This window comes from Rhodococcus sp. 06-235-1A, assembly GCF_002258785.1.
Classification (GTDB): Bacteria; Actinomycetota; Actinomycetes; order Mycobacteriales; family Mycobacteriaceae; genus Rhodococcoides.
The window spans coordinates 261,992-287,159 of record NZ_NOYI01000009.1 but is presented as its reverse complement, the minus strand read 5'-3'; the positions used below and the strand labels follow the sequence as shown (position 1 = coordinate 287,159).

The window sequence follows — 25,168 nt, the reverse complement described above, 5'->3', positions numbered from 1 at the left end:
CCTTACTCGAAGGTGGTCTGGTTGGTGATCAGGGTGCGTTCCCGTGGATCGCGTGCAACGCCGGTGATTCCCTCGGTTTCGCCCTGGATGACGCGTTCGTGCAGCATCGGTACTGCCGCATCCTTCTCCAGGATCAGCTTCTCGGCCTCGAGAATGGCGGCGCGGCGCTCGTCACCCGGCTCGGTGCCCGAGGCATCTGCCAGGGCTGCGTCCACCTGGGGGTCGCAGAACTGGGATATGTTGAACGATCCCTCGCAGGCGAAATCGGAGTACATGTAGGCCACCGCGTCACCGGAGTCGAGCACCGTGGCACGGGAGAGGATGAACGCATCGAATGCACCACTGAGAGCATCTGTTTCGATGAACTGGTACTCGCGCACCACCTGGTTCACGACGAAGCCCTTCGCCTCGAGTTCCTGTTGCAGCAGCACGGCGACCTCGGGGAGTTCGGCGCGGTCGGTGAACGTGGCGAGGGTGATCGTCTTACCTGTGGCGTCGCCCGCCGGGGTCTCGGTGCGGGCGGGACGGTCCGCGGCCCACGGGAGCGCCGGCCCGAGTAGTCCGTTCGCGGCGTCGGCGCGACCCTCGTAGACCTGTTCGACCAGACGATCCTTGTCCACCGATTCCCGTGCGGCGGCGCGCATGGCCGGATCCGCGAACACGCCGGACGACGTGTTCAGGTAGAGGGTGTTGGTACGCGGCATGGGGACCTCGTGCACCAGGGCTCGGTCGATGTCGGCGGCCTGCGACACCGGAATCGCCTCCACCACATCGGCAGTCCCGTTGCGAAGCGCAGCGGCGCGGGCGGTACCGTCGGGCACGAAATCGACGTCGATGCCGGAGAGTTTCGCGGGCTCTCCCCAGTAGTTCTCGTTGCGATCGAGAGTGGCACTCGACGTGCCGTCCACGCCGGTCAACACGAACGGCCCGGTGCCGGTGCCGACGGGGTTGCTTCCACCGTCCGAATAGGCCTCGGGGGCGAGGATTGCCAACTGAGGACTCGAGAGTCGTTGCGGAAGCAAGGGATCGATGACCTCGGTGGTCACCGACACGGTGTCGTCGTCGGCGGCAGCCACCGTCAGCTCGACGCCGTCGAGGATGCGCGGCTTCGGCGCGGCCGTCGTGGCTGCGGTCAGAGCGGTCACGACGGCGGCGGCATCGAGCGGCTCTCCGTTGTGGAAGGTCACGTCGGGGCGGAGGTCGAAACTCCAGGTGCGATCGTCTATACGATTCCAGGCTGTCGCCAACGACGGCTGAGCATCACCCAGGTCGTCCAGAGAGATGAGGGTTTCCGCCGTCGACCAGCGTGAGAGCTTGAAGGCATCGTCGCTGAACTGTGACAGTCCCGAGCGGGGTGGCTGCAGCATCGCCACGCGCGCACGATCCCCGGAGTCGTCCGAGGCGGTGCCGGAGGCGAAGCACCCGGTGAGGGTCAGCGCACCGACGGATGCGAGCGCGCCGATACGGAACATGTTGTTGATCAAGGGATCTCCTGTGTGGTCATGCAAGCCGGGGTACGGCGTCTATCAGGTCTCGGGTGCACGAATGCTGGGGTTCGGTCAGAATGTCTCGTACGCAGCCGGTTTCGACGATCCGGCCGTCGTGCATCACCGATACGTCGCTGCAGAGCCGCGCGACTGCGGACAGATCGTGGCTGACGATCAGCAATGCGCCCGGCAGGCCGGCCAGCACTGCGAGGACTTGCTCGCGCAGATCGGGGTCCAGGCCGCTGACCGGCTCGTCCGCGAGCAAGTACTGCGGTTCGCAGGCCACCGCACGAGCGATCGCGACGCGTTGATTCTGGCCTCCGGAGAGTTCCGTCGGTCGGCGCTGTAGATAGCGCTCGTCCAGTCCGACGGCAGCGAGTGCGGCACCTGCCTTGGCTCGATGATCGCCGTCGACCCCGAGGAGTCGCAGCGGTGTCGCCACCAGATCCAGGACGCTACGGCGTGGGTCGAGGCTGGTCGCGGGATCTTGCGGCACATACTGCACACGTTGCCGAAACCACCGGAGCGAGCGGGCCGAACCGGGGCGGACCGTGCGCCCCTCCAGTGCTACGGAACCCATCTCGGGCGAGTCCAACGCCAACAGCATTCGTAGCAAAGTGGTCTTGCCCGAACCGGATTCGCCGACCACGGCGACACGACCGGCCGGCGGCAGCGTGAACGAGACGCGGTCCAGCGCCGTACGAGAAGAGCCGTGGCGAACGTAGGTGCGCGTGATGTCCGTGGCCACCAAGCCCGCAGTCATCGCGCCACCAGCTGACGGAACGGATCTGAAGCCCTGGCCACGTCGAGCATGTGTCTTGCCCGATCCGATGTCGGGTTCTCGAGTACTGCTGCGGTGGAACCGGATTCGATGACGATGCCGGAGTCGACAATCATGAGGTGGTCGCAGAGCAGTGCGGCTACGGCAACATCGTGGGTGATGAACAGCAGCGACGCGGCCTCTCGAAGCGCGTCGACCACTCGCGCCTGGTTGATCACATCGAGGGCCGTCGTCGGCTCGTCGGCAATCACCAGCGAGGTCTCCCGCGCCAATGCCAGTGCGATACAGACACGTTGGCGCTGACCGCCGGACAGCTCGAGCGGATGCGAGGCCAGGATGCGCTCGGCATCACGCAGACCCACACGCTCGAGCAACGCGGACGCGTCGGGTGCTCGCAGCTGCCTACCGACGGTGACCATGGGATTGAGGGCGGTGGACGAATCCTGGAACACCATCGCCGGGCGAGCGGTGCGCGGTCGCCGGGGCGTGGGAAGTCCGGCAACGTCGTGGCCGTCGACGAGGATCCGGCCGGTACAGGTGACGCCCGGTGGCAACTGCCCGACGAGGGCCGACGCGATCAGTGACTTGCCTGAGCCCGACGCCCCCAGCAGGCCGAGCCTTCGACCGGTGGGAATCTCGAACGACACGTGATCGACGATGCGAGTGCGGCCCGCGTCGATGCAGAGGCCATCGACGACGAGCACGGGATCTCCTGAACGATAGAACTGGGAACGACTTCGACAATCGTTGTCGACTGAAAGATAGGTGAATCGGCCCGGTCGCACAAATTGCCTGCGGCGCATGACACCTACCCTGAGATGGTGAGCAGGCACCGAGACGCGCAACGATCGGCCGTGTACGACGCGGAGCAGTTGGTGCGCACCATGTTCGATCGCGCCGACGAGCGTGACATTCGCGTCGTGCAGGTGCTGGGCTCCCAGCTCACGCTGCCGATCGAGCGCAAGTTTGCGTCCGTCGAATCGGTGCAGACGTATGTCGATGCGGTACTTGCGCTGGATTGGGTCGCGGCCACGTGGCCCGACGCCGGTCGCGTGATCACCGTCCGAGCTCGTTCGGGCTCGGGCGCCGCGCACTACGAACCGGACACGGCCACCATCGCCGTTCCCCTGCATCACGGCAACAGTGCGTGGGCGCTGCGGGAACTGGTGGTGCTGCACGAGCTCGCGCACCACTTCGCAGACGAGGACGAACAGCAGCACGGTGGCGAATTCGTCGACCGCTACGTCACCCTCGTCGGTGAGATCATCGGCTCCGAGGCCGGCTTCGTGCTGCGGACCATGATGGCCGAGAACGGCGTCCGCATCGGCTGATCGCATTCGGGTGCATCATGGAGACGCAGCCCACACGACGAGGAGACCCACATGACCGTCAAGATCGGTGTTCAGCTTCAGCCCCAGCACGCCCCCGATTACCAACTCATCCGCGACGCGGTGTTGCGGTCGGAGGATGCGGGCGTCGACATCGTCTTCAACTGGGATCACTTCTACCCGCTGTACGGCGATCTCGACGGCGCTCATTTCGAGTGCTGGACGATGCTGGGGGCCTGGGCCGAGCAGACGTCGAACGTCGAGATCGGTGCCCTCGTCACCGGCGGCGGCTATCGCAACCCGGATCTGCTCGCCGATATGGCGCGGACGGTCGACCACATCAGCGGCGGCCGCTTGATTCTCGGCATCGGTGCCGGCTGGAACGAGAAGGACTACGACAACTTCGGCTACGAGTTCGGCACGGCGGGCTCGCGGCTGGCGCTGCTGAAGGAGAGTCTGGCCAGAATTCGACACCGCCTCGACGTCGGCAACCCGGCCCCGACCCGCGACATCCCGATCCTCATCGGCGGCGGAGGCGAGAAGAAGACGCTGAAGATGGTGGCCGAGTACGCGCACATCTGGCACAGCTTCGCCGACCTCGAGGCGCTGAAGCGCAAGTCGGGGATCCTTGCCGAGCACGGCACCACCGTCGGACGCGACGTCTCGGGCATCACTCGGTCGGTCTCGTGGCCCGGCGCGGACACTGCCCAGGATTTCGTCGACGCCGGTGTCACCCTGTTCACCGTGGGTACCGGAGGCCCCGAATACGACCTCACGGAGCTGGGCGAGGCCATCGCGTGGCGGGACTCGCACAAGTAGTACACGCCACTGCAGTTCGTTGAGCGAAACCCTTGCGCGCGGGGCGTTTGGGTGAGTGGGCCGTGGTCCGCTTAGGGTTTTGTCCATGGTTGCCGTACGCGCCTCACGCGCGCTCGTGGTTCTCGTCCTCGGACTGCTGATGGCGCTCACGCTCGCCGCGTGTGGCACGTCGTCCTCCGAAGATCAGGCGGCCGCAGGTCCCACCGACCTGTGTGCCCCTCCCGGCGTCGACAGTGCCTCGTCCACACCGACGAACTTCGACGCCGCGGCGGCTGCGGCGACGGAGGACAAGTACACGACGGCGAACGTCACCCCGCTGGACCGGATCGACACGAGCACTCTGGGCTTGGCGACGCCGGGCGTGCTGACGGTCGGCACCCTGTCCGACGCCCCGCCCAGCATCTGCTTGGACTCGGCGGGCCAGTACACCGGCTACGACAACGAATTGTTGAAGGCCGTCGCCGACAAACTCGGCCTGCAGATCAACTTCTCGGGCACCGAGTTCTCGGGTCTGCTCGCCCAGGTCGCCGGGCGCCGCTTCGACGTCGGGTCATCCTCCATCACGACGACGGACGAGCGCCGCAACACCGTCGGGTTCACCAACGGCTACGACTTCGGCTACTTCTCCCTCGTGGCCACTGCGGGCGGTCCGATCACCAAGTTCGAGGACTTGAACGCGGGCACCAGAATCGGCGTCGTTCAGGGCACGGTGCAGGACGACTACGTGGTGAACACGCTCGGCCTCGATCCGGTCAAGTTCCCGGACTACAACACCGCGTACGCCAACCTGCGCACCGGGCAGATCGACGCATGGGTGGCCCCGTCGCAGCAGGCGGAGGGCTTGGTCAAGCCCGAGGACGGTACCGCGATCACGCAGAACACGTTCTCGCTGAACAACTTCGTCGGCTGGGCCGTCGCCCGCGACAATCAACCGCTGATCGACGCGTTGAACTCCGGTCTCGACGCGGTGATCGCCGACGGCACCTGGGCAAACCTGTACTCCGACTGGGTTCCGCGCGAGTTGCCCGACGGTTTCAAGCCGGGCAGCAAGGCCGCCCCCCAGCCGGAGCTACCCGACTTCGCGGCCATCGCAGCACAGAACGACGCGAACGCGCCCGAAGCCGTTGCCGTTCAGCCCAAATCCACGCTGGCACAGCTCGGGGATACGTTCTTCGATTGGTCGCTGTACAAGTCGGCCATCCCCGACCTGTTCAAGGTGGGTCTGCCGAACACGCTGATTCTCGCGTTGGCGTCGGGCATCATCGGTACGGTCCTGGGCATGTTGCTGGCACTGGCCGGCCTGTCTCGTACGCGCTGGCTGCGCTGGCCTGCCCGCGTCTACACCGACATCTTCCGTGGACTGCCCGCAGTGGTCATCATTCTGATCATCGGACTCGGCATCGGCCCGGTGGTGCAAGGGGTGACGGGCGGCAACCCGTATTGGCTCGGCGCTGCGGCACTGTCGCTGCTCGCCGCGGCGTACATCGGTGAGATCTTCCGGTCCGGCATCCAGAGCGTGGAGGCCGGGCAGATGGAAGCCGCACGGGCACTGGGCTTCAGCCGTCGGCGCTCGATGAACCTCGTCATCGTTCCTCAGGGTGTCAGGCGCGTGCTGCCTGCGCTGATGAACCAGTTCATCTCGCTCATCAAGGACTCGTCGTTGATCTACTTCCTCGGACTGCTCGCCACCCAACGTGAGCTCTTCGCCGTCGGCCGAGATCTCAACGCCCAGACCGGAAACCTGTCGCCACTCGTCGCGGCCGGATTCTTCTACCTGGTGTTGACCGTGCCGCTCACCCATCTCGTGAACTACATCGACAAGCGACTGCGCACCGGGAAGGCCGAGCAGACGCTCGACCCGGTGGAGCAGGCCGTCGTCGTGGAAAGAGGCTGACATGACTTCTGTTTCGCTCGTAGGCAAGGACATTCATCTCTCGTTCGGTACCAACAAGGTGCTGCGCGGGGTGAGTATCGATGTCCCGGCCGGCACGACGACGACGGTCATCGGCCCATCCGGCTCGGGTAAATCCACGCTGCTGCGTGCCCTCAACCGACTGCACGAGCCCGAGCAGGGCGACATCCTGCTCGACGGCAAATCGGTACTGAAGGACAACCCGGACGAGCTTCGTCAACGCATCGGCATGGTGTTCCAGCAGTTCAATCTGTTCCCTCACAAGACCGTTGCCGACAACATCGCGCTCGGCCCACGAAAGCTCCTCGGCCTGTCCAAGGAGACCGCTCGTGCGGCAGCGATGGATCAGCTCGAACTGGTGGGGTTGACCGACAAGGCGGACTCTCGCCCGGGCAACCTCTCCGGCGGCCAGCAGCAGCGCGTTGCCATCGCCCGCGCTCTGGCGATGAAACCCGAGGTGATGTTCTTCGACGAGGCCACCTCTGCGCTCGATCCCGAGTTGGTCAAGGGCGTGCTGGCGCTGATGGCGGATCTGGCCAAGGGCGGCATGACCATGGTGGTGGTGACCCACGAGATGGGCTTCGCGCGATCGGTGTCGAACAGGGTGCTGTTCATGGACCACGGCAGCGCCGTCGAAACCGGGACGCCCGAGCAACTGTTCGACGATCCGCACACCGATCGACTGAAAACGTTTCTGTCGCAGGTGCTGTAGCACGTTAGGGCAGCCTCGTTCGCCCCAACTTCACCTGAACGTTCCTTTACTTTCGCTTTTGGGTGACAGCGTGCCCACTCATGAAGCCACTACCCTTGTTCGCCGTTCACGACGGAAGCTCCAAGCGCTCATCCTTGACGTGCAAGTACAAGTGCGGTGACGCGTGCTTCCACGAGGTTCCCAACACGTCGAAGGGCGAGTACTTCGGCGACATCGTCAAGACCGCGATGTCGCGACGTGGCGTGATCAAGGGCGGAGCGATGGCAGTACTCGCGGTGGGCGCGGGCAGTGCTCTGGCTGCGTGTTCCACCGACGAGCCGGCGGCCACGGGAAGCTCCGCCACCTCCGGTGCCGATACCCCACCCGTCGACGGTGTGGATTTCGTTGCGGTGGAACCGAACACCGAGGATGCCGTGGTGGTGCCCGAGGGCTACGAGCAGGAAATCGTCATTCGCTGGGGTGACGCGGTCGTGGCGGGCGCGCCGGCATTCGACTTCGACAACCAGACTGCCGCCGCGCAGGAGAAGCAGTTCGGTTTCAACAACGACTTCGCCGGTCTGCTGCCGATCGAGGGCACGCCCAACGCGCACCTACTGGTGGTCAACCACGAGTACAGCACCGAGCCGGCGATGTTCAAGGGCTACGACGCCGAGAACCCCACCCGCGAGCAGTTCGACGTCGCCATTGCCGCACACGGACTTTCGGTGGTGCAGGTGCAGGGGGAATCGGGCACCGGCAAGCTGACCCCGGCCATGGGCCAGTACAACCGACGCATCACCGGTAGCACCGAATTCGTCGTCACCGGCCCCGCTGCGGGCAGCAACTTCCTCAAGACGAGCGTCGACCCCACCGGCACGAAGGTGCTCGGCACGTTCAACAACTGCTCGGGCGGCCTGACGCCGTGGGGAACCGTGCTCTCCGGCGAGGAGAACTTCAACCAGTATTTCGGCAACGCCGAGTCCGTCACCGATCCCGTTGTGGCCGAGCGGCTCTCACGCTACGGGGTGGAGGGTGCCGCGAGCGATCGCAGGTGGGAACGCTTCGACAAGCGCTTCGACCTGGCGCAGGAACCCAACGAGGTCAACCGCTTCGGATACATCGTCGAGGTGAACCCGTGGGATCCGCAGTCGTCCCCGATCAAGCACACCGCACTCGGCCGGTTCAAGCACGAGGCCGCGACGATCCACGTCACCGACGACGGCACCGTGGTGGCCTACAGCGGCGACGACGAGCGCTTCGACTACATGTACAAGTTCGTCTCCAGTCGAAAGATGATGCCCGGCACCGGCCAGGCCGCGATGCGCAACAACCTGACGTTGCTCGACGCGGGAACGCTCTACGTCGCCACTCTCACCGGTGATACTCCCGACGAGATCGACGGCTCGGGAACCCTGCCGTCCAACGGTGAATTCCGTGGCACCGGAACGTGGATCCCACTGCTCGAGACCGGAGAGGACGGACGCGGACGGTCCCTCGTCGACGGTATGTCGGCGGAGGAGGTCGCGGTGTTCACCCGTCAGGCAGGCGACAAGGTGGGCGCGACCAAGATGGACCGGCCGGAGGACTTCGAGCCCAATCCGGTGACCGGCAAGGTCTACGTTGCGCTGACGAACAACTCCAATCGCGGCACCGAGGGCAAGGCCGCGGCCGACGAGGCCAACCCCCGCAACACCAACAAGAACGGGCAGGTGCTCGAGCTCGACGACGACCACGCGGGCACGTCCTTCACCTGGAACCTGCTGCTGGTGTGCGGTGATCCGAACGAGGCCGACACCTACTTCGGCGGATTCGACAAGAGCCAGGTCAGCCCCATCTCGTGCCCCGACAACCTCGCGTTCGACGCCAAGGGCAACCTGTGGGTCTCCACCGACGGCAACGCCCTCGACTCCAACGACGGTCTGTTCGCCGTAGTGCTCGACGGGGAGCGTCGCGGTGAGACCCGGCAGTTCCTGACGGTTCCCGCGGGCGGCGAAACCTGCGGTCCGATCGTCACCGACGAGCGGGTCGTGGTGTGCGTCCAACACCCGGGTGAGAGTGACGACGCCACCGCCGATGCTCCGATCTCGCATTGGCCCGACGGCGGCGACAGTCAGCCGCGGCCGTCCGTCGTCGCAGTGTGGAAGTCGGCGTAGCCGAAGCTGTTTCGCCTGAACCGGGGCACTTATAGTCGGCGAGGGTCGGCTGTAAGTGCCTTTCGGCGTTGTTAGGTGTCATCGAATGTCCGAAGGAGATTCTGTCAATTCACAAGGTCTCCAACGATGAGCCAAAGGTGGTTGACCCGTTGGTAACAGATGTGTAAACCTACCTCGATAGGCCGGTAGCTGGAACTCCATTCGGAATTGTTCGCAATGGAGGACGTTTCGGGGCAACGTCGATTTCCTTTCATCGCACGACGGCGTGCCGGTAACCGCTCCCCCTACGTGCACGAAGAGGCGAGTCATTGGAATCCGTTGATTCACTGACGATTCGGGAAGAAGAACTCGATCGGACGTCGATAGAAGACACCGAACCTTTTCCTCTCACTGCCGCCCAACGTGGTATTTGGTTTGCTCAACATTTGTTGAGGAGCGTGCCCGTCACCATTGCGAATTATCTCGATATTCGCGGTGCCGTCGATCTCGACCTGATGAGATACGCCGGTCGCCGCACCGCGCGAGAATTCGGAGCGGGTTCACTGCGGCTGCTCGAGATCGACGGAGAACCGCACCAGTACATCGACGTCGAGCAGGGCGACGACACCGTGGTACTCGACTTTCGCAACGAGGTGGACCCGGAGTCCGCCGCCCGCGAGTGGATGCGTGCCTCGTACAGCGCCGCCATCGACCTCACGCACGGTCGCCTGATCAAGGGGGCGATGCTTCGCGTCTCCGACGACCGCACGTTCTGGTACTCGCACGTCCACCACATCGTGCTCGACGGTTACGGTGCCGTTCAATTCATGAGACGCGTCGCATCGATCTACACCGACGTCAGCGAAGGCCGCGAACCCGCACCGTCCCGGGCCGGCTCGCTCGGCGAGGTCTACGCCACCGAAGCGCACTACCGACAGTCTCCACGCTTCGCCAAGGATCGCCGGTACTGGCAGAGCAAGACCACCGACCTGCCCCCGCCCCCGTCCATCACCGGCGTGGTGGCACCCCCAGCGGCATGCGCGCATCTGTCCGGTGGGTACCTCCCCGACACGATCGAGCAGGCATTGGCCACGGCCGCGAACCGGCTCGACTCCGCCTTCGCTCCGCTCGCCGTCGCTGCTGTGGCCACCTTTCTCGCCCGCATGACCGGAAACACCGACGTGGTGCTGAGCCTGCCGGTGGCAGGCCGCACGACGGCTCTGCTGCGCCGCTCCGGTGGCATGGTCTCCAACGTGCTGCCCATCCGGGTCCCCATCACCCCGCAGTGCACGCCGGCGAGCCTGGTTGCCGATGTGCAGCTGGAACTGACCGGCGCACTGCGGCACCAGCGCTATCGAGCCGAGGACATCCGCCGCGACGCCGGCGAGGGCAGTGAGACTCGCGGATTCTTCGGCCCCGCGATCAACATCATGGCCTACGAGACCGAGGTTCCGTTCGGACCGCTCACCGGAGAATTCAACGTGCTCTCCACCGGCCCCGTGGAGGATCTGTCGATCAACATCTACCCGTCCACGGACGGGACGCGCTCCCGCTTGGAATTCGAGGGCAACCCCAACATCTACGGCAGCGAGCAGTTCGCGGCACTGCACCGTCGGTTCCTGATGTTGTTCGAGCAGTTCCTCACCGCCGACTCCGACACAACGGTTCTCGAACTCGACGTGCTCGACGCCGCCGAGCGTTCCACACTCGTGCCACTGGCCGGCCCCGATGCGGTTGTCCCCGCACTCTTTCCCGACCTGTTGCGCCGCGGCGTCGACACTGCAGCAGAGAACGTCGCTGTCGAGTTCCAGGACGAGGCACTGACCTACCGCGAGCTCGACCGACGCGCCAACGCCGTTGCGCGCGCCTTGATCGCGCGCGGTGCCGGGCCGGGCAGCGTCGTCGCCGTCGCACTGCCCCGAGGGATGGACTCCGTCCTCGCACTCTGGGCCGTCGCCGCGACGGGTGCGACCTTCGTGCCGATCGATCCCGGGTACCCACACGAGCGCATCGCGCACATGCTCGTCGACTCCGCCGTGACGATCGGCATCAGCGAACAGGCACTGTCACAACAACTTCCGCAGCGGGTGCACTGGCTCGAGCTCGACGACACCGAGTTTCTCGAGGAGTGCGCGGCCAGATCAAGTGCGCCGATCACCGACGCCGATCGACGTGCAACCCTCACCGAGCAGCACGCCGCGTACATGATCTACACCTCCGGCTCCACCGGCACTCCCAAAGGCGTCCTGGTCACCCACGCCGGACTGGCCGCATTCGCCGCGGACGCCAGACCCGAACTGCGCGTGAGCACCTCGTCCCGACTGCTGCGATTCTCGTCGTCGAGTTTCGACGCATCGCTGTTCGAGATGATCCAGGCTTTCAGTGCGGGCGCGACGATGGTCGTTGCCCCGCCCACCGTGGTCGGCGGCGGAGATCTCACGCACTTCGTTCGTGAACGCCGCATCACCCACATCATCTGCGCACCCGCGCTGCTCACCACAGTCGACGCGGCCGAGCTCGACCACCTCGACGCCATCGTCGTCGGCGGTGACATCATGCCACCGGACCTGGTCGATCGATTCGGCCCGAAGGCGTTGGTGTTCAACAGCTACGGCCCCACCGAGACGACCATCGTGGTGACGATGACACAGCCGCAGACCGATCCGCACGCGATCACGATCGGCCGACCCATACAGGGCTCCCACGCCCTCGTGCTGGACCGTCTGCTGCGGCCAGTGCCTCCGGGATCGGCGGGTGAGCTCTACCTCGGCGGCCCCGGCATCGCCAGGGGCTACCACCGCCGAACCGGTTTGTCGGCTGCGCGCTTCGTCGCCGACCCGTTCGGCCACGGACGTCGTCTGTACCGCACCGGGGACATCGTGCGGTGGACCGGTCCACTGGACTCCGCCGAACTCGAATTCGTCGGCCGCAGCGACTTCCAGGTCCAAGTGCACGGCCAGCGCGTCGAACTCGGTGAGATCGACGCAGTTCTTTCCCGGCACGAGGCGGTCGAGTTCGCAGTATCGGTCGTCCACCGCCGCGGCGATGCATCGATACTGGTGTCGTACATCCGAACGGCCGAGTCCCTCGATCACACGGCCCTGCGTACCTTCGCTTCTCGGTTCCTGCCCGCGCACATGGTGCCCGGAGTCTTCGTCGAACTCGTCACCATCCCACTGACGCCCACCGGCAAGGTCGACCGATCCGCACTGCCGCAACCGACGTTCGAGTCCGACACCGCTGCATACCGCGCCCCGGCGACACCGGTCGAGAGAACCCTCGCCGAGGCCATGGCCGTTGTGCTGCAGCGCGAGTCGGTGGGCGTTGACGATTCCTTCTTCGCGCTCGGCGGCGACAGCATCGTGGCCATCCAGCTGGTGGCCAGAGCGAAGTCACTCGGGGTGGTGATCACGGCTCGGGACGTGTTCGAGCGTCGTACCGTCGCCGGATTGGCGGAGGTTGCGACCGACGCCGCACACCAGGTGGTACTCGACGAGTTGCCCGGCGGAGGCGTCGGCGACATGCCGCTCACCCCCATCATGAGTCAGACCGTCCGCTCCCTGCCCGGAGCCGACGACATGAACGTATTTCACCAGACCGTGGTGTTGACCGCGCCGGTCGATCTCGAACTCGACGGGCTGCGACGGACGGTCGCCGCGATCCTCGACCACCACGACGCGCTGCGCTCGGTCGCGACCGACAGCGGTCTCACCATCCGGCCCCGTGGCACCGTGGATCTGGACACCGTCGTCACGCGCGTGTCCACCACCAGCAAGCCCGGTAGTCGCGAGTTCGCCTCCGTGCTGGCCGAATCCGCTCGGGTGTTCGCTGCGCGTCTGCGGCCGCGCGAGGGTGTGGTGCTGCAGGTCGTCTGGGTGGCCCCCGATACCGGGCGTCCCGAGATCATCGACACTCATGGCATCGGCCGGATCATCGTCATCGCGCACCACCTGGTGATCGACGGCGTCTCGTGGCGCATTCTGGTTCCCGACTTCGCCGCCGCATGGCATCAGGTGCAAGCGAAGTCTGCGGTGGTGCTGCAACCGGTGGCCACCTCGATGCGTCGGTGGGCCCATGGGTTGAGTGACGTCGCTGCGCAGGTGGAGCCGGAAATGGCCCGCTGGACAGCACTTCTCGACGGTCCACACGATCTCGTCGGCCGACGTCCACTCGATCCCGCCATCGACGTCGGTGCCACCCGCGATCAGGTGTCGGTCGACCTCACCGCCGCGATCACCGAGGCTCTCGTCGGTCCACTGACCCGTGCCTACCGCGGCACCGTCAACGACGTTCTGCTCACCGCACTGGCGCTTGCGGTCTGGTCCGAACGGCCGTCCTCGTTCCTCGTGTCGATCGAAAGTCACGGCCGCGACGAGGAACTCGTTCCCGGAGCGGACCTGTCCCGCACAGTCGGCTGGTTCACCTCGACCCATCCGGCACGCCTGTCGCTCGACGGCATCGACGCCCAGCGCATCATGGCCGGCGATACATCGGTGGCCGAGGCCGTCAAGCGCATCAAGGAACAGATCCGGGCGATACCGGGTGCGGGTAGCGGCTTCGGTCTGTTGCGCTACCTGAACGACGACACCGCTGCGGTACTCGCCGAGTGCCACACGCCCCAGATCAGCTTCAACTACCTGGGACGCATCGACACCGACATTCCCGACGCCCTGCGCGGACGCGGCTGGATCCCGGACGCGACACTGGACATCGGCTCGGGGAGCGGTGATCGAATGCCGGTCACGGTTGCGCTCGACATCAACGCAGTCGTCACCAACGGGCAGCTGCGGGCGACGTTCGCCTTCCCGCGCGACGTGCTCGACCGGTCGGAGGTGGAGGGTCTGGCCGATCGGTGGGCGGCAGCACTCGGCCGTCTCGCCGAGCACGCGGCCGCCGCAGATCTGGGCGGCCTGACACCGACCGATGTGTCGCTGGTGGACGTCGATCAAGGCCAGATCGATCGATGGGAGAGCGACTTCGGCGAACTCGACGACATCTGGCCGCTCGCCCCCCTCCAGCACGGACTGATGTTTCACTCCGAGCTCACCCGTGGACACGTCGACGTCTACACAGCGCAGTTGGTGTTCGAGCTCGGCGGCGAGATCGACGTGGCACGACTGCACCGGGCCGCCCGTCGACTGCTCGCCCGCCACGACAGCCTGCGCACGGCCTTCGTTCGAGACACCCGGGGAACCCCGGCTCAGTTGGTCCTCAACGATGTCGAATTACCCTGGCGAACAATGGATGCCGATCTGGCGGACATACCGGCCATCGCCCAGGCCGAGCGTACCGCGAGATTCGACCTGGACGAGCCGCCACTGCTCCGGTTCGTCCTGGTCACCACCGAGGACGGCGCATCGCTGGTGATCACCAACCACCACATTCTGTTCGACGGATGGTCGATGCCGATCTTCGTCAAGGAACTGCTGGTGCTCTACACCGCCGACGGTCCCATCCCCATCCCGGCCAGGACGTACCGCGACTACCTGAAGTGGCTCGACGAACGCGATCATGCCGGCGCACTGGACAAGTGGGCCGAAGCACTGGCCGGCGTCGAGGAACCGACTCTGCTCGCACCCGCTCACGGTGCAGACCACGGCATGCCCACCGAGCTGTCGGTGCCTCTCGACGACGCCTCGGTGACGGCACTGAAAGCCGCAGCGCGAGACCTCTCGGTCACCGTCAACACCGTCGTGCAGGGAGCGTGGGCCCTGATGCTCGCTACCGAACTCGGTCGAGGCGACGTCGTGTTCGGAGCGACCGTCTCCGGGCGGCCTGCCGATCTGACCGGCGTCGAGGACACCCTCGGACTCTTCATCAACACCCTCCCGGTGCGGGTGCGCGTACACCGGGACGACACCGTCGCATCACTGCTCGCCCGCGTACAGGCCCAGAGCGTGGAGTTGCTGGACAGCCATCACGTCGGGCTGCCCGAGGTGCGCTCACGAGTGGGTCACGGGGCCGGTTTCGACACGTTGACGGTGTTCGAGTCCTATCCGGTGGATCACTCCGCACTCGATCGCAACACCGATATCGCCGGGTTGCGCGTACGCGACCTGCGCGTCGCCGACGCCACTCACTACCCGTTGACATTGATCACCGTCCTCGAACCGACGGTGCGTATGACCCTGAAATACGCTGCGGCAGCATTCGACACGGCCCGAGCATCGTCGATCGCCGAGCGCTTTCGCGCGGCCCTGAACGGCCTCATCAGCGATCCCGAGGCCCGGGTGGCGCACCTGGACATGCTGTCCGAGGACGAGCATTCGCGTCGAGCAGCCTGGAACCGCACCGACCACCCGATGCCCGCGCACACCCTCGTCGACTTGCTCGCCGCTGCGGCCCACGCGCACGCCACGGAGACCGCAGCGGTGTTCGAGGGCAAAAGCCTGACCTACGAGAACTTCTGGGCCCGGGTGCGATGCCTGGCGCGGTATCTACGCAGCACCGGCGTCGGCCCGGACGACGTGGTGGGTGTGGCCATGGCCCGTTCGCTCGATCAACTGGTTGCCGTGCATGCCGTGGTGGCCGCAGGCGGTGCTTACCTGCCCATCGACCCGTCGATGCCGCACGCCCGTATCGAGCACCTGATGGCCACCGCGTCGCCGGTGATGGTCCTCGGCGCACTGACGGACGTTTCGGTCGACGTCGTCGATCCCGACACACTGGATCTGTCCGAGTTCGGCACCGGGCCACTCGACCCGCTGCCCGAGCTGCGACCGGATCACGGTGCCTACGTACTGTTCACCTCCGGATCCACAGGAAAGCCCAAGGGCGTCACCGTCTCTCACCGGGCGATAGTCAATCGGCTGCTCTGGATGCAGCACGAGTACCCGCTCACCGCCCACGACGTCGTGTTGCACAAGACTCCGGCCACCTTCGACGTCTCGGTGTGGGAACTGTTCTGGCCGCTTCTCGTCGGAGCAAGAACGATCATCGCCGAGCCCGACGGCCATCGCGACCCGATGTACCTCTCGGCACTCGTGCGCGAACACGGCGTCACGACAGCGCATTTCGTGCCGTCCATGCTGGAACTCTTTCTTTCTTACGGCACCCCCGAACGGTGCACCTCGCTTCGGCAGGTCTTCGCCAGCGGTGAGGCGCTGCCGCGAGCCGTCGTCGACCGCTTTCACGACGCGATCGACGCCGAGCTGCACAACCTGTACGGACCGACCGAGGCGGCGGTCGACGTCACCTACCACCGCACCCAGGCAGCCGAGCAGGGCCCGGTACCGATCGGTGCACCGGTGTGGAACACCACCGTCCACGTGCTCGATTCGCTGCTACGACCCGTGCCGGTCGGTGTGGCCGGCGAGCTCTATCTGGGCGGAGTGCAGCTGGCCCGCGGTTACGCTGCTCGTACCGACCTGACGGCCGCTCGCTTCGTCGCCACCGACGCGGGCAGCCGGTTGTACCGCACCGGAGACCTCGTGCGATGGTCCGAGGACGGCACACTGCAGTACCTGGGCCGCAACGACTTCCAAGTCAAACTCCGCGGTCAGCGTCTCGAACTCGGGGAGGTCGAAGCGGCTCTGCTCGCGGTCGACGGTGTGCACTCGGCCGTCGCGGTGGTCCGCTCGGACCGCCTGGTCGCGTACATCGTCGGCACCGCCGGAAACGACGCCGTCACGGCACACGCCGAGCGCACCCTCCCCGACTACATGGTGCCGTCGAACATCGTCGTGCTCGATGCAATGCCGCTCGGTGCGACCGGAAAGCTCGATCGCACCGCGCTCCCGGACCCGCTCGTGTCGGCCGAGGAATTCGCCGCACCGGTCGGTGACGCCGAACAAGCTGTGGCACAGATTTTCTCCGAGGTGCTCGGTGCAGACCGCGTGAGCGCGACCCGCTCGTGGTTCACTCTCGGCGGTGATTCCCTCACCGCCACCCAGGTCGTTGCGCGGATCAACGCCGAACGCAATTCCGACCTCGGCGTCCGTGACCTGTTCGAGGCCCCGACCGTCCGGTCGCTGGCGCTCCGCCTCGGCCGTGGCGCAAGCAATCGGGTCATCGTCGCGGGCCCTCGGCCCGAGCGAATTCCGTTGTCCCCGGCCCAGCACCGGATGTGGCTGCTCAACCGATTCGATCCGTCTTCGGGGGCGTACAACATCGCGGCGGCCTTCCGCGTCACCGGAATCCTCGACGTCGACGCGCTCCGTGCCGGTCTGACGGACGTCGTGGAACGCCACGAGATTCTGCGTACCGTCTACCCCGACGGGCCGAACGGCCCCGAGCAGGTCGTCACCTCGCAGTACCCGGACGTCACCGTGGCCACGACCACCGAGCCGATGCTCGACGGAGCCCTGTACGCCCTTGCAGCACAGGGATTCGACGTGACAGCTGCCCCGCCACTGCGTGTTGCGGTGCTCGAACTGACGCCTAAGAACCACGTGCTCGTCGTCGTGGCCCACCACATCGCCGCCGACGGTTGGTCGATGAACCCACTGGCTCGTGACGTCATGATCGCCTACGGATCCCGTGTCGCCGGCCAAGCCCCGCAGTGGACTCCGTTGCCGGTGCAGTACGCCGACTACACGCTGTGGACTCTCGATCGCCTCGGTGCCGAGAACGACGCCGATTCGATTGCATATCAACAGATCCGATACTGGACGGACGCACTGGACGGCATTCCCGAGCGGCTCGTGTTGCCGACGGACCGGCCTCACCCGCCAGTGGCGTCCCATCGTGGTGATCGACTGTCGATCGATCTGGAACCCGGCACGACGGCAATGCTGACCACGCTGGCCGAGCGCACCGGAACCACGCGCTTCATGATCGCGCACGCGGCATTGGCGGTGGCGCTCGCGCGACTCTCGGGCAGCCCCGACATCAGCATCGGCACTCCGGTGGCCGGGCGCGGGCAGCGCGAACTCGACGACCTCGTGGGAATGTTCGTCGGAACCCTGGTGCTGCGCTCGCAGATCGACCCGTCCGCCTCGTTCATCGAGATCCTGCGCTCGGTGCGCGAACGTGATCTCGACGCCTACGCCAACGCCGACATTCCGTTCGAGCGATTGGTCGAGATCCTGCGGCCGCCGCGGTCGACGGCCTATCACCCGCTGTTCCAGGTGATGCTGTCCATCGAGGATGCTCTACCGCCGTCGGTGGAGCTGCCGGACCTGACCGTCCGACCGCTCGACACCGCACACGTAGCGGCCAAGTTCGACCTGCACGTCACCGCGTCCTTCTCCTCGGACACAGCATCGGTCGAGTTCGTCTATGCCACAGACATATTCGATGAAGATACCGTTGCCGTCCTGGCGGAGCGGTATCGCACGGTCCTCGAATCTGCGCTCGCAGATCCGGATCGACCGGTGGGGGACATCCCGATCCTCGGGGCCGACGAGGCAGAGCGACTGCACGGCGCACCCGCACTCGGTCATCGCACGCTGCCCGATCTGCTGGCGGGGGCGGTGATGAGCGCAGGCGGCAGTGCGACGGCCCTCGAAGCCGGTACCGAGACGGCGACCTACTCCCAGCTCGACGACGCCGCAACCGTGCTGGCGCGCACTCTGATTCGACGCGGAATCGGGCCGGAGCAGTATGTGGCGGTGGCCCTGCCCCGTGGTGTGTCCTCGATGCTCGCGACGTGGGCAGTGGCCAAGACAGGTGCCGCGTTCGTTCCGATCGACCCGACCTATCCGGCCGAACGCATTGCCTACATGCTGACAGATTCCGCTGTGACACTGGGCATCACGGACGATCGTCACCTGGACGCTCTACCGAGCGGACCCGTCTGGATCTCCACCGACGATGCGATGGACGACGACCGCACCCCGGTGGGCGACCTCGACCGAACCCAGATGCTCCGACCCGATCACCCTGCGTACATGATCTACACCTCGGGCACCACCGGGCAGCCGAAGGGCGTCGTCGTCTCGCACCGCGGGCTGGTGAACCTCGTCGCCGACCTGGTCGACCGATTCGAGCTCGACAACTCCTCACGCACATTGCATTTCGCGTCCCCGAGCTTCGATGCCTCGGTACTGGAACTGCTGTTGGCCGTCGGTGCGGGATCGACCATGGTGATCGCCGACGCCGACGTTCTCGGCGGCGCCGAACTCGCGGCCGTGCTGCAACGCGTCACCCATGCCTTCGTGACCCCAGCCGCGTTGGCCACCGTCGACCCGTCCGAGGTTGCGGAGACCACCACGATCGTCGTCGGCGGCGAGGCGTGCCCTCCGACCCTCGCCGACGCCTGGGCCGAACGCCTGCGACTGTTCAACGGCTACGGCCCCACCGAAACCACCGTCTTCGCCACGATCGGCGGGCCTCTGGTACCCGAGGCCCCCGTGACGATCGGCGGTCCGATTCGGGGAGTCCAGTCGGTGGTTCTCGACGACCGCCTGCATCCGGTGCCGCCCGGATCCGTCGGGGAGCTCTACCTCACCGGAGACGGCGTCGCGCGTGGCTACCACCGTCGATTCGGTCTGACGGCAACACGTTTCGTGGCCGATCACGACGGCCGCAGGCTGTATCGCACCGGCGACCTCGTCCGCCGAGTCACCCGGGTCGTTCCTGCAGGCTCCACCCCGCCGGAGGACCGGTACGAGTACGTCGGCCGCAGCGACACACAGGTCAAGGTACGTGGATTCCGAATCGAGCTCGGCGAGATCGACGCGGTGCTCGCCGGATACGACGGCGTCGCGCAGTGCGTGAACGCCGTGATCGGTTCCCAAGTGGTCGGATACGTCGTCCCCGCGGTCGGCCGGGTGCTCGACCCCGAGCTCGTTCGACATCACTCGCGCCGCTTCCTGCCCACTCACATGGTGCCGCACACGATCACGATTCTGGACGCGCTCCCGCGAACCGGCTCCGGCAAGATCGATCGGGCCGCGTTGCCGGCTCCGGTCGTCACGACACAGACCTTCACCGAACCCGCCACTTCGACCGAGCGCATGGTCGCCGACGCCTTTGCCGTGGTCCTCGGCACCCAACCCGTCGGTGCCGGGGACGACTTCTTCGCCCTCGGCGGAACGTCGTTGTCGGCCACCCGGGTGATCGCGCACATCAACGACGCTGCAGGCACTGCACTTCCGGTGCGCACCCTGTTCGAGTCCGCGACCGTGCGGTCGTTGGCGGTGGCGGTGGACTCGGCCGAACGCTCCGCGTTGCCGCGGCTCGTCGCCGGTCCGCGACCGGCGGTGCTCCCACTGTCGTTCGCGCAAATGCGCATGTGGTTGCTCAACCGGTTCGATCCGACGTCGGCCGCGTACAACATTGCGTTCGCGGTGCAGTTGGACGGCACCGTCGACGGTGCGGCGTTGCAACTCGCCGTCGACGATGTGCTGGCCCGACACGAGTCGTTGCGAACCTACTTCCCGGTGATCGGGGACGGTCCCGCACAGGTGATCGCCCGGAGCGTGGCGCTCGACCTATGCCCGGTGGACGTCGACGACAGCGAGGTGCTGGCCCGAGTGGCGGCGGTGATCGGACGCGGGTTCGACGTCACCGACAGCGTTCCGTTACGCGGCGCTCTGCTGCGCACCGGACCTAGCTCCCACGTACTCGTCCTCGTCGTGCACCACATCTGCGCCGACGGGCTGTCGATGACGCCCTTGGCACGCGATGTCGCGCTGGCCTACGGGGCGCGAGCACACGGCACCCCGCCGCAGTGGACGCCGCTACCGGTGCAGTACGCCGACTTCGCCGTGTGGCAGCGGACGGTGTTGGGCAGCGACCGGGATCCAGCTTCCGTTCTGGCGCAACAGGTTCGGTACTGGACGCAGACGTTGGCGGGCTTGCCTGCGGTACTCGATCTCCCGACGGATCGGCCCCGACCGGCAATGGCGTCCAAACGTGGACGCGCCGTGCAGTTCTCACTGTCCGAGCAGACGACCGCGGGTGTGAGGGCACTGGCCCGTAGCACCGGATCCTCGGTGTTCATGGTGCTGCAGGCGGCGTACGGCGCGCTGCTGGCCCGGCTGACCGGCAGCACGGACATCCCCGTCGGCACCCCGGTGTCGGGCCGCGGATCGGGTGCACTGGACGACGTTGTCGGCATGTTCGTCAACACCCTCGTGTTGCGCCTCGACGTCGATCCGAGTCGATCGTTCACCGAACTCGTTGCGCAGACCCGCTCTGTCGATCTGGCCGCGATGGAACATTCCGACGTTCCGTTCGAGCGAGTGGTCGAGGCAGTGGCACCGGCGCGCTCGACTGCGCACTCCCCGCTGTTCCAGGCTCTGATCGCGCTGGAGACCGAACGGCCGAGCGGTATCGAGCTTCCCGGACTTCACATCACGCCGTTTCCGTACGAATCCGAGGTCACTCGATTCGACCTGGCCCTGACCATCACCGACTCCGACGGGCTGGCCGGATCACTGCGCTACGCAACCGATCTGTTCGACGCGGCCACTGCCGGGCGATTCGCGGATCTGTTCACCGCGCTGCTCGACGCCGCGCTGGCCGACCCGTCGGCACCGATCGGCGATCTCGCCCCGCCCCGCAACGCCGTGCTGCACGGCGCGGTCGATGCCCCTGTTCGTACCCTCGGGCAGTTGATCGACGATGCCGTGGCGGCCCGTCCCGACGCAGTTGCTCTGCGCTGGAACGGAATCGACTACACGTACCGCCAGGCGGACGCGTACGCGAATCGGTTGGCTCGGGTTCTGCTGGGGTACGGGGTCGGTCCCGAGACCGTGGTGGCCGTGGCACTGCCGCGCTCGGCGGAATCGGTGCTCTGCACCTGGGCCGTCACGCGAACCGGTGCGGCGTATCTACCGGTCGATCCCGCCTACCCTGCCGAGCGCATCGCGCACATGACCGGCGATTCCGGTGCCGTGCTGGGGTTGACGTCGTCGACGGCACGACGCGGTCTGCCGTCGGAGGTGCCGTGGATCGAACTCGACGATCCTGCGTCGATTGCCGAGCTCGAGCAAGCCAGCGACTCGGCCATCACAGCAGGCGAACTGTCCGGCCCGGTGTCGGCGTCGACCGCCGCGTACGTCATCTACACCTCCGGGTCCACCGGCCAACCGAAGGGCGTCGTGGTGAGCCACCGGGGCCTGGCGAACCTGGCTGCGTCCCGCAGGGAGCTGCACCGCGTCGAACCGTCGTCTCGGTTCCTGCACAACACCTCTCCCAGCTTCGACATGGCCGTCGGCGAGATGATCTCGGCACTCTCGGCCGCGGCGACCCTCGTCGTCTCGCCGCCGAACATTCTCGGTGGGGCGGAGCTTGCCGCGTTCATCCGCGACGAGAAGGTCACCCATGCACTGATGACGCCGTCGGCGCTGTCGACCCTGGATCCGGAGGGGCTCGAGTGCCTCGAAGTGCTGTGTGTCGGCGGTGAGGCCTGTAGCGCAGAACTGGTAGCCAAGTGGAGCCGTGGGCGCCTGATGCTCAACGGGTACGGACCGACCGAGGCCACCGACATCTCGACGCTCGGTGAGGTGCGAGCTGCCGAACCGATCACGCTCGGGCGACCGCTGCACGGGCTACGCGCGATGGTGCTCGACGCACGTCTGCATCCGGTGCCGGTCGGAGTTCGCGGTGAGCTGTACGTCGCAGGCCCTGCCCTGGCGCGCGGCTACCATCGCCGATCGGGTTTGACGGCAACACGATTCGTCGCCGACCCACTGAGCCCGGGAGAACTGATGTACCGCACCGGCGACATGGTGCGACGCACCGCCGACGGTCGGCTGCTCTACAGCGGCCGCAGTGATCAGCAGGTGAAGATTCGCGGGTTCCGCATCGAGCCGGGAGAGGTCGACGCGGTGTTGACCACGCACACCGACGTCGAAGTCTCGGTGACGCTCGCAGTGCCCGGCCCCGCGGGGGAGCAGACACTGGTCTCCTACATCACCGGAACGGCAGCACCCGAGGCCGTCCGCGAGCATGCTCGCCGCTCGCTGCCCGCTCACATGGTCCCGTCCGCCGTGACGGTCATCGCGCAGGTACCGCGCACTGGAACCGGCAAGCTCGATATCGCCGCGCTCCCGACACCGGTGTTCGGCACATCAGCGTATCGGCCCGCGAGAACGGCGGCCGAGATCGCCGTGGTCGACGCCTTCGAGGCCGTACTGGAGACGCAGCGAATCGGGTTGGACGACAACTTCTTCGACCTCGGTGGTAGCTCGCTGTCTGCGATGCGGGTGATCGGCGAACTTCGAGCGCGTTCGTACGACATCGGCATGCAGTCACTGCTGATGGACGCGACGGCGGCTGCCGTTGCCGAGCGGATCTCCTCCGATTCGGTCGACGCCGAGGAGTTGGCCGTGCTGCTGCCGCTGCGGGAGGCCGGCGAGGGCGCTCCGGTGTTCTGCATCCATCCGATCCTCGGATTGTCATGGTGCTACACCGGATTGGGAACCCACATCGACAACCCGCTGTACGGTCTGCAGACTCCGGCACCGAAGGAACTACCGACCACGCTGGCGCAATTGGCTTCTCGCTACCTCGACGAGATCATCCGCGTTGCACCCGATGGCCCCGTACACCTTCTCGGGTGGTCGCTGGGCGGCGTCATCGCGCACGAGATGGCGACGCAGCTGACCGCGGCCGGCCGAACCGTGGCCTCACTGACGCTGCTCGACGCCCATCACGGCGATCAGGGCGACTGGGCGGATGCGATCCCGGTGGCAGACCTCGTGTCGGGGCTCGGGCTCGATCTCGCCGTGCCCGACGGTCAGGTCGTCTCCCTCGACACCGCAGGCACCCTACTGGACTCCGTCGACACCGGTGGCATCCTCGACCGTGCCGACATCGAGCGACTGATCGCAGCTGCGAAGCACAATCACGAACTGCTGCAACAGCATCGCCTCGGTGTCTACCCGGGCGACGTGCTGTTCTTCGCTGCCGGTCTGGACGGCGGCGATGGCGTCGGGCAGTGGTATCCGCACGTCGCGGGCGGCGTCACCGTCGTCTCCGCTCGAGCCACGCACTGGCAGATGTGCGCGCCCGCCACTCTCGCGGCCATCGGGCCGCGGATTGCCCACCAACTTCGTTCCGCCGAGAAGAAAGAACTGACGAATCGATGAGAGCTCCACGCCTGACGTCCGTCGTCCGCCGCCTCGCGGTCGCGACGATGGCCGCCGGACTACTGTTCGGCCTGCCCGCACCAGCAGCCGCAGATCCACTGACGCCCGCGGCCGAACAGGATCTGGGACCGGTGGGGAGCATTCGAGGCATCGACAAGATCGACGATGCCCGATGGGATGTGCACGTCTACTCGCCGTCGATGGACACCGACATCAAGATTCAGGTGATCCGGCCCGCCGACACATCGGTGCCGCGTCCCACGCTGTACATGCTCAACGGTGCGGGCGCGGGGGTCGACGGTGCCAACTGGCTGGCCAAGACCGACATCGTGGACTTCTTCGCGGACAAGAACGTCAACGTCGCCATGCCCGTCGGCGGATATCTGAGCTACTACACCGACTGGGAGCGTGACGATCCGAAGCTCGGCCGCAACAAGTGGCAGACCTTCCTCACCCACGAGCTACCACCGGTGCTCGACGAGGCATTGGGTGCAAACGGCGTCAATTCCATCGGTGGGCTGTCGATGTCCGCGGGATCGGTGCTCGATCTCGCGATCCAGGCTCCCGGACTGTACCGAGGCGTGGCGTCGTACAGCGGATGCGCGCAGACCAGTGATCCGTTGACCCGCAGCTTCATTCGCGCGTTGGTGCAGTTGCGCGGCGGCGGCGACACCGACAACATGTGGGGACCCGACGGTGATCCACGTTGGGTGGAGCACGACCCGCTCGTCAACGCCGAGAAACTTCGCGGACTCGAGCTGTTCGTCTCCAATGCCAGCGGGCTGCCCGGTCCGTACGAGATGCCCGGCAACGTGCGCCCTGCCGGCTCTCCGCCGCTGGCCGACCAGGTGGTGCTGGGTGGACTCATCGAAGCCGGAGCCAACGCCTGTGCTCACAATCTGGTGAACCGTCTCGGCGAACTCGGCATCCCCGTCACGACGAATTTCCCTGCAGCCGGGACACATTCATGGCAGTACTGGCAGGACGCACTGAGGGCGTCGTGGCCGACATTGGAGCGGTCCCTGAGCTAGCGACCG

General features: G+C 66.3%; 10 protein-coding genes. 7 read left to right on the top strand and 3 right to left on the bottom strand.

What is annotated here, in order from left to right; all coding sequences use genetic code 11:
* Positions 1–2: 2 nt before the first annotated feature.
* From CH275_RS08110 to CH275_RS08100, 3 genes are read right to left on the bottom strand one after another with little or no spacing between them, the layout of a single operon-like run.
* On the bottom strand, positions 3–1,484 hold the full coding sequence (locus CH275_RS08110) for an ABC transporter substrate-binding protein (protein ID WP_256990913.1): 1,482 nt from the start codon (positions 1,482–1,484) through the stop codon (positions 3–5).
* A gap of 16 nt (positions 1,485–1,500) precedes the next feature.
* Positions 1,501–2,250, bottom strand: coding sequence for an ABC transporter ATP-binding protein (locus CH275_RS08105; protein ID WP_094676874.1), 750 nt, complete (start codon positions 2,248–2,250; stop codon positions 1,501–1,503).
* Positions 2,247–2,972 (bottom strand): ATP-binding cassette domain-containing protein, encoded by a 726-nt coding sequence (locus CH275_RS08100; RefSeq protein ID WP_179276038.1) that lies wholly within the window; start codon positions 2,970–2,972, stop codon positions 2,247–2,249. The genes CH275_RS08105 and CH275_RS08100 overlap by 4 nt, the downstream gene beginning before the upstream one ends.
* Positions 2,973–3,089: 117 nt before the next feature.
* Between CH275_RS08100 and CH275_RS08095 the strand changes: the two genes are divergently transcribed.
* The 7 genes from CH275_RS08095 to CH275_RS08065 all read left to right on the top strand — a co-directional run bounded on the left by CH275_RS08095 (position 3,090) and on the right by CH275_RS08065 (position 25,162).
* Positions 3,090–3,599: a TIGR04338 family metallohydrolase gene (locus CH275_RS08095; protein WP_094677333.1), complete on the top strand. Its 510-nt coding sequence runs from the start codon at positions 3,090–3,092 to the stop codon at positions 3,597–3,599.
* A gap of 51 nt (positions 3,600–3,650) precedes the next feature.
* On the top strand, positions 3,651–4,415 hold the full coding sequence (locus CH275_RS08090) for an LLM class F420-dependent oxidoreductase (RefSeq protein ID WP_094676870.1): 765 nt from the start codon (positions 3,651–3,653) through the stop codon (positions 4,413–4,415).
* Positions 4,416–4,500: 85 nt separating this feature from the next.
* Positions 4,501–6,309 carry an ABC transporter substrate-binding protein/permease gene (locus CH275_RS08085; RefSeq protein WP_094676868.1) on the top strand — a complete coding sequence of 603 codons (1,809 nt, stop codon included), beginning with the start codon at positions 4,501–4,503 and terminating at the stop codon, positions 6,307–6,309.
* A 1-nt stretch (position 6,310) separates the two neighbouring features.
* Complete coding sequence (locus CH275_RS08080; RefSeq protein WP_094676866.1) at positions 6,311–7,039, top strand: amino acid ABC transporter ATP-binding protein; 729 nt, start codon at positions 6,311–6,313, stop codon at positions 7,037–7,039.
* Between the two features lie 80 nt (positions 7,040–7,119).
* Positions 7,120–9,171 carry a PhoX family protein gene (locus CH275_RS08075; protein WP_094676864.1) on the top strand — a complete coding sequence of 684 codons (2,052 nt, stop codon included), beginning with the start codon at positions 7,120–7,122 and terminating at the stop codon, positions 9,169–9,171.
* A gap of 308 nt (positions 9,172–9,479) precedes the next feature.
* Positions 9,480–24,131, top strand: coding sequence for a non-ribosomal peptide synthetase (locus CH275_RS08070; protein ID WP_094676862.1), 14,652 nt, complete (start codon positions 9,480–9,482; stop codon positions 24,129–24,131).
* Complete coding sequence (locus CH275_RS08065) at positions 24,128–25,162, top strand: alpha/beta hydrolase (protein ID WP_094676860.1); 1,035 nt, start codon at positions 24,128–24,130, stop codon at positions 25,160–25,162. Before CH275_RS08070 ends, CH275_RS08065 begins: the two co-directional genes overlap by 4 nt.
* Positions 25,163–25,168: the final 6 nt, after the last annotated feature.

Coding starts and splice junctions, on each gene's coding strand:
- CH275_RS08075 (WP_094676864.1), top strand. CDS start 7,120: ATGAAGCCACTACCCTTGTTCGCCGTTCACGACGGAAGCTCCAAGCGC.
- CH275_RS08090 (WP_094676870.1), top strand. CDS start 3,651: ATGACCGTCAAGATCGGTGTTCAGCTTCAGCCCCAGCACGCCCCCGAT.
- CH275_RS08105 (WP_094676874.1), bottom strand. CDS start 2,250: ATGACTGCGGGCTTGGTGGCCACGGACATCACGCGCACCTACGTTCGC.
- CH275_RS08080 (WP_094676866.1), top strand. CDS start 6,311: ATGACTTCTGTTTCGCTCGTAGGCAAGGACATTCATCTCTCGTTCGGT.
- CH275_RS08065 (WP_094676860.1), top strand. CDS start 24,128: ATGAGAGCTCCACGCCTGACGTCCGTCGTCCGCCGCCTCGCGGTCGCG.
- CH275_RS08085 (WP_094676868.1), top strand. CDS start 4,501: ATGGTTGCCGTACGCGCCTCACGCGCGCTCGTGGTTCTCGTCCTCGGA.